The sequence below is a fragment of the bacterium genome (genome assembly GCA_030654305.1).
Taxonomy (GTDB): domain Bacteria; phylum Krumholzibacteriota; class Krumholzibacteriia; order LZORAL124-64-63; family LZORAL124-64-63; genus PNOJ01.
This window is the reverse complement of the sequence record JAURXS010000490.1, coordinates 1-8,945: the sequence shown is the minus strand read 5'-3', so window position 1 is coordinate 8,945 and position 8,945 is coordinate 1. Positions and strand designations below refer to the sequence as shown.

Annotated in this window: 10 protein-coding genes; 9 read left to right on the top strand and 1 reads right to left on the bottom strand. The window is 70.3% G+C overall.

Going from position 1 to position 8,945, the window contains the following annotated elements; genetic code table 11:
- The 8 genes from Q7W29_14050 to Q7W29_14015 form a co-directional block, all read left to right on the top strand.
- The coding region (locus Q7W29_14050) for a GNAT family N-acetyltransferase (protein ID MDO9172944.1) at positions 1-302 on the top strand (302 nt) is incomplete at its 5' end.
- Positions 299-1,009, top strand: coding sequence for a DUF2461 domain-containing protein (locus tag Q7W29_14045; GenBank protein MDO9172943.1), 711 nt, complete (start codon positions 299-301; stop codon positions 1,007-1,009). The genes Q7W29_14050 and Q7W29_14045, both read left to right, overlap by 4 nt.
- Before the next feature lie 214 nt (positions 1,010-1,223).
- Positions 1,224-2,591, top strand: coding sequence for a GTPase HflX (hflX, locus tag Q7W29_14040; protein MDO9172942.1), 1,368 nt, complete (start codon positions 1,224-1,226; stop codon positions 2,589-2,591).
- On the top strand, positions 2,588-3,748 hold the full coding sequence (locus Q7W29_14035; protein MDO9172941.1) for an aminotransferase class V-fold PLP-dependent enzyme: 1,161 nt from the start codon (positions 2,588-2,590) through the stop codon (positions 3,746-3,748). Before hflX ends, Q7W29_14035 begins: the two co-directional genes overlap by 4 nt.
- Before the next feature lie 112 nt (positions 3,749-3,860).
- Positions 3,861-5,165, top strand: a complete 1,305-nt coding sequence (locus tag Q7W29_14030) for an MFS transporter (protein MDO9172940.1) — start codon at positions 3,861-3,863, stop codon at positions 5,163-5,165.
- A gap of 158 nt (positions 5,166-5,323) precedes the next feature.
- Entirely contained in the window at positions 5,324-6,397 is a 1,074-nt protein-coding gene (locus Q7W29_14025) for a branched-chain amino acid aminotransferase (GenBank protein MDO9172939.1), read from the top strand.
- A 165-nt stretch (positions 6,398-6,562) separates the two neighbouring features.
- Entirely contained in the window at positions 6,563-7,420 is an 858-nt protein-coding gene (locus Q7W29_14020) for a 3'-5' exonuclease (GenBank protein ID MDO9172938.1), read from the top strand.
- A 5-nt stretch (positions 7,421-7,425) separates the two neighbouring features.
- Positions 7,426-7,839, top strand: coding sequence for a VOC family protein (locus Q7W29_14015; protein ID MDO9172937.1), 414 nt, complete (start codon positions 7,426-7,428; stop codon positions 7,837-7,839).
- Here the strand turns inward: Q7W29_14015 and Q7W29_14010 are convergent.
- Entirely contained in the window at positions 7,836-8,588 is a 753-nt protein-coding gene (locus Q7W29_14010; GenBank protein ID MDO9172936.1) for a DUF2270 domain-containing protein, read from the bottom strand. The two genes, Q7W29_14015 and Q7W29_14010, sit on opposite strands and share 4 nt — an antisense overlap.
- Before the next feature lie 109 nt (positions 8,589-8,697).
- Here Q7W29_14010 and Q7W29_14005 point away from each other — a divergent pair.
- On the top strand, positions 8,698-8,945 hold a 248-nt coding region (locus Q7W29_14005; protein MDO9172935.1), incomplete at its 3' end, for a hypothetical protein.

The window sequence follows — 8,945 nt, the reverse complement described above, 5'->3', positions numbered from 1 at the left end:
TGAAGTGCGACGACGCCGAGCGCGTCTGGTCGATCACCTGCTTCTACATCGTGCGCGACAGCCGGGGGCGGGGGGTGGCCACAGCCCTGCTCGACCACGCGTTGCGCGCGATGAAGCGCCGCGGAGTCGGGATCGTCGAGGGGTACCCGTCGAAGCCCGACGCTGAGGGCCGCTACGTGCCCACCTTCGCCTGGACCGGGACGCAGTCGCTGTTCCGCAAGGCGGGGTTCGAGGTGGTCGGCAATCCCGACGGGGGCAGGCAGAGGGTCCGTTTGACACTGACTTCCGGGAGCTCGCGATGATCGAGAAGTACCATTTCACGGGTTTTCCGCCGGCTGCCGCCCGCTTCTTCGAGGACCTGGCGCGCCACAACGACCGCGATTGGTTCCTGGCGCACAAGCCGCTCTACCAGGAGTCCGTGCTCGACCCGGCGCGCGCCTTCGTCGTGGAGATGGGCGTGCGGCTGCGCCGCCTGGCGCCACAGATCCAGTTCGACCCCCGCACCGACGGCTCGGGGTCGGTCTTCCGCATCCACCGCGACGTGCGCTTCAGCAAGGACAAGTCGCCCTACAAGACGCACCTGGGCATCTTCTTCTGGGAGGGCCAGAAGAAGTGGGGCCCCGGGTTCTACTTCCACCTCGAGCCGCCGCGGTTGCAGCTCTACGTCGGCAAGTACGTCTTCGACAAGGAGGAGCTGGCGACCTGGCGGGCGGCGGTCGCCGATCCGGCGCGGGGCGCCGCGCTGGCTAGGCTGACGGCGAAGATCGAGAAGAAGGGGTACGAGCTGGGCGGCCAGCACTACAAGCGCGTGCCGGCCGGGTTCACGGCGGACCACCCGCGGGCCGAGCTGCTCAAGCACGACAGCGTCTGGGTCCGGCACGACGGGCCGGTGCCGGCGGAACTGCACTCGCGGGAGCTGCTCGATTACTGCCAGGGACACTTCAAAGCCATGAGCCCGCTGCATGGCTGGCTGCGGGAATTTTACCCAAGAACCGATCCAGATGCCTAAATATGTTTAGTTATGGGTTATTTATTGGATATTTATGCCGGGGCGGCCTGCAGCCTCAATCTTCCCCCGCGACCGATGGGACTGGACGTAGAAGTCCGGCAGGACGATTGTGGGATGGTGAACGACCTGGAGCATCGAATCCCGGAGGCCCCCCCTGAACGAGAACCCCGCGACCACCCATGACCGCAACCTCCCCGACACCCGCCAGCGCGTCGTGCTGGTCGGGGCCGACCTGCCCGAGCACTACGGCACCGCCATCGGCGGCCCCGCCGACCTGCACGAGCTCGGCCTGCTGGTCGACACCGCCGGCGGCCTGATCGTCGGCACCGTCCACCAGAAGCGGGAGAAGCCCGAGGCCCGCACCTTCATCGGCAAGGGCAAGCTCGAGGAGCTGCGCGCCGTGGTCGAGGCGACCGGGGCCAACCTGGTGGTCTTCGACAACGAGCTGTCGCCGGCCCAGGGGCGCAACCTCACCAAGGAGCTGGGGGGCAAGGACAAGAAGGAGAAGAAGGACAAGTTCGCGCCGCCGCCGGTCGGACCCGATGGTTCCCCGATCCGCAAGACGCGGGTCCGCAGCGCCGTCGAAACCGGGGACAAGGTCTCGGTCATCGACCGCACCGAGCTGATCCTGGACATCTTCGCGATGCATGCCCGCACCCGGCAGGCCCGGCTGCAGGTCGAGATGGCGCAGCTGCAGTACCAGCTGCCGCGCCTGGTCAAGCTGTGGTCGCACCTCGAGCGGCAGGCCGGCGGCATCGGCACGCGCGGGCCCGGCGAGACCCAGCTCGAGACCGACCGCCGCCTGGTCAAGATGCGGATGGCCCACCTCAAGAAGGAGCTGATCGCGATCGACGAGGCGCGCGAGGTGCAGACGCGCCGGCGCCGGGAGCAGTTCGCGGTCTCCCTGATCGGCTACACCAACGCCGGCAAGTCCACCCTGATGAACGGGATCACCGGGGCCGGCGTCCTGGTGGAGGACAAGCTCTTCGCCACGCTGGACGCCACGACCCGGCGCGTGGAGATCGACGAGCGGCGGCAGTTCCTGCTGTCGGACACCGTCGGCTTCATCCGGCGGCTGCCCCACCACCTGGTCGAATCGTTCCGGGCCACGCTGCAGGAGGTGGCCGAGAGCGACCTGCTGCTGCACGTGGTCGACGCCTCGCACCCCGATCCCGAGCACCCGATCGCCGCGGTGGACGAGGTGCTGGGCGAACTGGTGCCCGACGGGCTGCCGACCCTGATGGTCTTCAACAAGATGGACCGCGTGCCGGCCGAGCTCGCCGAGACGCTGCGCAACCAGTTCGGCCGGCGCTACGAGGGGGCGCTGTTCGTCTCCGCACTGGATCCCGCCGGCTGCGCCGCCGTGCGCGAGGCCGTCGAGTCCCGCCTGCTGGCCGGCGAACGCGTCGTGCGCCTGGAGGTGCCGTACACCCGGATGGACCTCGTGGCGGTCTTCCACCGCACCGGCTCGGTGCTGGAGGAGGAGCACGGCGAGCACGGCGTGCGCCTGGCGGTGCGGTTGAAGGAGGAGGAGCTGAGCCGCCTGCTCGGCCGCGACAGCGGGGTGAAGGTGATCACATGACCGCCGCCCGCGACCTGCGCCGCCTCTTCCTGCTGCGCGACGACGTCACCTTCCTGAACCACGGCTCCTTCGGCGCCTGCCCCCGTCCCGTCTTCGACGCCTACCAGGCGCTGCAGCGCGAGCTCGAGGCCGAACCGGTCGACTTCCTGGCCCGCGAGCGCACCCTGCCCGACCGCCTGGCCGCCGCCCGCGCCCGGCTGGCCGCCTTCGTGGGCGCCGACCGCGACGAGATCGTCTTCGTGCCGAACACCACCACCGGCCTGAACATCGTGGCCCGCTCCCTGGACCTGCGCCCGGGGGACGAGATCCTCTCGACCGACCACGAGTACGGCGCCATGGACCGCACCTGGGCCTTCGTCTGCGGGAAGACCGGCGCGACCTACGTGCGGCGGACACTGCCGCTGCCGCTGGGCGATCCGCGGGAGGTCGTCGACGCGGTGTGGGGCGGCGTGAACGAGCGCACGCGCGTGCTCTTCATCAGCCACATCGCCTCGACCAGCGGCGTGCGCCTGCCCGTGGAGGACCTGGTGGCCCGGGCGAGGGCACGCGGAATCCTCGCCGTCATCGACGGCGCTCACGGGCCCGGGCAACTGGACCTCGACCTGCACGCCCTCGGCGCCGACGTCTACGTCGGCAACTGCCACAAGTGGCTGATGTCGCCCAAGGGAGCCGCGCTGCTCTACGTGCGGCGGGATCGGCAGGACCTGGTCGAACCCCTGGCCGTGAGCTGGGGCTGGCGCGCCGACAAGCCCGGCCCGAGCCGGTTCGTCGACGAGCAGGAATGGATCGGGACGCGCGACGTGTCGGCGTACCTGGCGGTGCCGGCCGCGCTGGACTTCTTCGCGCAGCACGACTGGCCGCGCGTGCGCGAGCGGTGCCGCGAACTCCTGCGCGAGACCCGCGAGCGGTTGCTGGCGGTCGTCCGCCTGCCGGCGCCCTGCCCGCCCGACCCCTGGCTGCTGCAGATGGCGGTGGTGCCGCTGCCGGCGGGCGTCGACGCGACGGCGCTGCAGCGGACCCTGCGCCGCGACCACCTGATCGAGGTGCCGGTGACCCGCTTCGCGGACCGCGACTGGCTGCGCGTCTCGATCCACGGCTACAACACGTCGCAGGACGTCGACCGCCTGATCGCGGCGCTGCGAGCCGAACTGGGCTGATCCCGGCCGATCAGCGCTTGCCGCCGCCGCCCGGTCGCGGCTAACATCGCCCCCGCGATCTGTTCGAGCCCCCAAGCCGGGAAGGAACCCGGCCGCGAAGGGACGGAGTCCGTTGAGACCACTGTTCGCCAACCGCAGCTTCATGGCGGTCTGGGCCGCGTCGTTCGTCAGCGGCCTCGGCGACAAGATCGCGATCCTGGCGTTCTTCTCCCTCGTCTACCACCGCACCGGCAACGTGGCGAGCCTCGGCCTGCTGGCCGCCGTGCAGGTGCTGCCCGGCGTGCTGCTGGGGCCCTTCGCCGGCGTCATGGTCGACCGCTGGAGCCGGCGCGGCATGATGATCGCCAGCGACCTGTTCTCCACGGCGGTGGTCTGCGCCATCCCCTTCGTGCCGGAGCTGTGGCAGGTCTACCTGCTGGCGTCCCTGCTGGCCGCCGGCCGCCACCTGACCGGGCCGGCGCGCATGGCCCTGCTGCCGGACCTCGTGCCGGTGGAGCAGCTCGGCCACTCCAACGCCCTGTTCATGATCTCGCAGAACGCGATGCTGCTGGTGGGCATGGCGGCCGGCGGCCTGATCGTGCACGCGCTGGGGGTCGTGACGGCCTTCCTGGTCGACGGCGCCACGTTCCTGATCTCGGCGGCGATCCTGGCATTCCGTCCCTTCCGCTACCTGGCGGTCGAGCCGTCGCCGGCGGGGGGCGCCGTCGTGGAGAAGCCCGCCGAAAAATGGCACGACATCCGCCAGGGGGCGGTGTGGCTGTGGGGCCGTCCGTCCCTGCGCTTCGCGGTGCTGTTCCTGGGGCTGGTGACGATGGTCACGGCCATGCAGCCGCCGCTGGTCTACGAGTTCGTCACCAGGATGCTCGGGCGCAGCGAGGGGGACCTGGGCCTGATCTTCGCCACCGCCGGCCTGGGCGGGTTGCTGGGCGCCGCGGCCGGGGTGCTGACCCGCGGCGCGCGCCGGCCGCTGCGGGCGGTCGGTCTGCTGGTGGCGCTCGACGGCCTGCTGCTGGGGCTGTTCGCCGTGAACCGCAGCTTCGCCGGGGCGCTGGTCCTGTTCGCCCTGTTCGGCGCGGTCAGCACCGGCATCCAGATCAACCTCGCCACGTTCCTGCAGCGGGAGACGCCGCCGGAGCGCCGCGGCCGCATCTTCGGCTGGCTGGGCCCGCTGCTCGGGCCGGTGACCCTGCTGTCGGTCCTGGCCGGACCGACCCTGGCGTCCCTGTGGGGGGTCGGCCAGGTCCTGTTGATCGCATCGATCGCCGAAATCATTTTCGGTCTGGCCGGCGCCCTGCGGGCCCCGTTCTCCGACGAACCGGCCCGGGGAGGGCGTGTGGGCGCCGATCGGAGCCCGACGGCGTCTCCCGCGGCGCCGGGTGTCGGGGAAGTGCCGCCCGCGCTGCGAAGCCGCGCCTGAGCTCCCCGCTCCCAACCCATTGAAAATGCATACGACAACGGCCCTGTATCGGGAGCCGCCCCCCTTGATTTTTCCCCGGCGATGGGCGACGATTAGCCGGTCAGGACCGCCCCCAAACCGTCCCTTCCGTGGCTTTCGAATTCGCCGAGGAGGCACCCATGGAGATCCGGGTCACCCGTCATCCGAACCCGCCCGCGCCCCCGCGCAGCGATTTCGGTTTCGGCAGCATCTTCACCCCGCACATGTTCGAGATGCCGTTCCGGGACGGAGCCTGGGGCAAGCCGGTCATCGTCCCGTACCACGACATCGTGCTCGATCCGGCGGCCAAGGTGCTCCACTACGGGCAGGAGATCTTCGAGGGGATGAAGGCCTACGCCCATCCCGTGGACGGCTCGGTCCACATGTTCCGGCCCGACATGAACATCGCCCGCTTCGGCCACTCCTGCGACCGGATGTGCATGCCGCGGGTCGACGCCAAACTCTTCATGGAGGCCCTCAAGCGGCTGATCGACCTGGACCGCGACTGGGTGCCGAAGTCGCCCGACGCGCTCTACATTCGCCCGACGATGATCTCGACCCAGCGCGGCCTGGGCGTCAAGGCGAGCACCGAATACCTGTTCTACATCATCATCGGCCCGGTCGGCAGCTACTTCGCCGGCGGCAGCAAGCCGCTGCGGGTCAAGGCCGAGGATACCTACGTGCGCTCGGCGCCCGGCGGCGTCGGCGGGGCCAAGACCGGCGGCAACTACGGGGCCGCCCTGCTGCCGATCAAGCTCGCCCAGCAGGAGGGGTTCGACCAGATCGTCTGGCTGGACGCGCGCACGATGTCGTCGATCGAGGAGATGGGGGCGATGAACATCGCCTTCGTCTACGCCGACCGGGTGATCACCGCCGCCATCGGCGACACCATCCTGAACGGCGTGACCCGTGATTCGGTCGGCGTCCTCTGCCGCGATTTCGACCTGAACTGGACCGAGACGCCGCCGATGATCCGCGATGTCTGCGCCGACGCCGACAGCGGCAAGCTGTTGGAGGCCTTCGCCTGCGGCACCGCGGCCGTCGTCACCTCCATCGGCTCGCTCAGCTACCGGGGACAGGACCACCGGGTGAGCGACGGCCAGGAGGGCCCCGTCACGCGCCGGTTGCGCGAGGCGCTGTGCGCGATTCACGCCGGGACCAGCGACCTGCACCCCGAGTGGATCGAGAAGGTGCCGGTCTTCGCCCACGTCTGACCGCGGACGGGCCGATCACGACGAACGGGGCCCCGGCCGGCCGGCCGGGGCCTCTTTCTTGCGTGGGCGCGCCGTTCGGCGATGGCGCCCGGCGGCCGGCTATGGCAGTCTGTGCCCACGTCCCGCGCCCGAATTCCGGCGGGGGAGACATCGGCGAGGAGACCCATGCTCAAGAACCTGGACCTGCAGCGCGCCCTGGTCTGCTTCGACCTCGAAACGACCGGCACCAGTCCGGAGCGCGACCGCATCGTGGAGATCGGGCTGGTCCGCGTGGAGCCGGACGGCTCGCGCCGCAGCTACCGCTCCCTGGTCAACCCCGAGATGCCCATCCCGCCGCCGGCGACCGCCGTCCACGGGATCTCCGACGACGACGTGCGCGACGCCCCGACCCTGGCCGCGGTCGCGCCCGGGATCGTCGCGCTGTTCGAGGGGGCCGACCTCTGCGGCTTCAACTCGATCGGCTTCGACGCGCCCCTGCTGGAGGCGGAGCTGCGCCGCGCCGGGTCGCCGATCGACCTGGCGGGGCGGCGCCACCTGGACGCCATGCGCATCTTCCACGCCATGGAGCCGCGCACCCTGACCGCGGCGTACCGCAAGTTCTGCGGCAAGGACCTCACCGAGGCCCACGCCGCGCTGGCCGACGTCGAGGCGACCCTCGAGGTGCTCGACGCCATGGTCGGCTGCTACGACGAACTGAGCGGGGACGTCGACGACCTGCACCGCGTCAGCAATCCCAACGAGGGCCGCTTCGTCGACCGCACGCGCAAGTTCGAGTGGGACGACCAGGGCCGGGCCTGCTTCACCTTCGGCAAGCACCAGGGCAAGCCGCTCGAGGAGATCGCCCGCGCGACGCCCGGCTACCTGAGCTGGATGCTGGGCAACGACTTCAGCGACGAGGTGCGCAGGATCCTGAGCGACGCGCTCGTCGGCCGCTTCCCGGCGAAGACGGCCGCCGCTGCACCGGCGGACGCACCTCCGGACGTGCCGTCCGGTCCCCCGACCCTGTTCCCCGACGGAGGATGAGCGACATGAGCGACGAGAAGGGCGTGCCGATCGGCACGGTGGGCTGGTTCGACCTGACGGTCGAGGACGCCGAGGGTCTGCGGGACTTCTACGGCGAGGTCGCGGGCTGGAGCTTCGAACTGGTCCCGATGGACGGCTACGACGATTACCTGATGATCAACCGCGACGGCGGGGTCGTCGCGGGGATCTGCCACGCGCGGGGCCCGAACACGGGACTGCCGCCGCGCTGGCTGGCGTACGTCACGGTCGCCGATCTCGAGGCGAGCCTCGATGCCTGCTCGGCCCGCGGCGGCAAGGTGATCGCGGGGCCGCGGTCGCTGGGCGAGTACGGGACGTTCTGCGTGATCTGCGATCCGGCGGGGGCGCACGTGGCCTTGTTGCAGCCTCTCGGCGAGGAAATCCAGGACGAGCTGGTCTAGACGTCGAGGCTGGGGATGTCCTCGCCGCAGTGCTCGGGGTCGGGCCAGTAGCTCTCCTCGGCCGGCTTCACGTTCGGCGTGAACACCATCATGCCCGCCAGGAACCCGTACAGCCCGATCACGAGCGAGACCGGCACCCACCAGGGCAGCAGCCCCATCGAGAACAGGCCGGGCAGGCCCTCCTGCTGCTCGTCCACGGGCAAGCCCCAGGCGCGCCCCAGCCACGCGACCAGCATGAAGGCGAAGATGTAGATGTAGTTGCGCTTCAGGCGCGCCCGCATCGCCTGCAGCCGCGTGATCTTGAACTTCGGGTGCAGCAGGTCCTCGGCCACCTGGTCGCCCCAGCCCTCCATCGGGCTGTGCGGGTCGCGGCGCAGGATCGGCCCGTAGAAGTTCTCCTCGATCATCCTGACCCGCGAGCGCCAGACGTCGAAGAAGCGGAAGCGCCGCGCCTCGTGGTAGAGGAACATCAGGTTGGCGTACATGCCGGTGATGATCGTCTCCTGGGCGTACTGCGGGTTGCTGAAGCTGAAGGTCAGGATGCCGACCGTCGAGACCAGGGCCCAGTGCGTCGTGGTGTCCAGGCGCTTGCGCCACTCCAGGGCGCGGTGCATCTCGCCCCGGTAGAGGTGGACCATGGCGGTGACGTATTCCCCCCGGCCGAGCGGTTCCGCCTCGTAGTCGGCGCGCTCGAGCGTGGCGGGGTCGGCCTGGGGGTAGATGGGGGAGGATCCGCGTTCGTCTTTCATGGCCGCAATCTACCAGCGCCGCCGGGCATGGGCAAGCCCGGTCAGGACCGCGCGCGCTTGACGTTTTCTCCGATCGCATCTTGCTTATCATCATATCGGAGGAGATACAATGGGTCCGAACACGCTACGGCGGGCGCCCCGGGTGCTCGCTGTTTTGGTCTCGATGTCGATCGCGACGGCCGCGGCGGCCCAGGTGGACCTGTCCGCCCTGTTCGCGCCGGCCACCGGCTCGGAGGTCGAGTCAGTGGCGCAGGACTGGGCCGGGCGCCTGCCCACGCCCACGAACTGGCAGGTCGTGCGCGACGGTGTCGACGCCGCGACGGGCTACGCGGTGCAGGCCGTCAGCCACGAGATCGA

What these genes read in the sequence shown, in the direction of transcription:
- Q7W29_14045 (MDO9172943.1), top strand. Translation starts at nt 299, where the DNA reads ATGATCGAGAAGTACCATTTCACGGGTTTTCCGCCGGCTGCCGCCCGC.
- Q7W29_14035 (MDO9172941.1), top strand. Translation starts at nt 2,588, where the DNA reads ATGACCGCCGCCCGCGACCTGCGCCGCCTCTTCCTGCTGCGCGACGAC.
- Q7W29_14015 (MDO9172937.1), top strand. Translation starts at nt 7,426, where the DNA reads ATGAGCGACGAGAAGGGCGTGCCGATCGGCACGGTGGGCTGGTTCGAC.
- Q7W29_14020 (MDO9172938.1), top strand. Translation starts at nt 6,563, where the DNA reads ATGCTCAAGAACCTGGACCTGCAGCGCGCCCTGGTCTGCTTCGACCTC.
- Q7W29_14010 (MDO9172936.1), bottom strand. Translation starts at nt 8,588, where the DNA reads ATGAAAGACGAACGCGGATCCTCCCCCATCTACCCCCAGGCCGACCCC.
- Q7W29_14025 (MDO9172939.1), top strand. Translation starts at nt 5,324, where the DNA reads ATGGAGATCCGGGTCACCCGTCATCCGAACCCGCCCGCGCCCCCGCGC.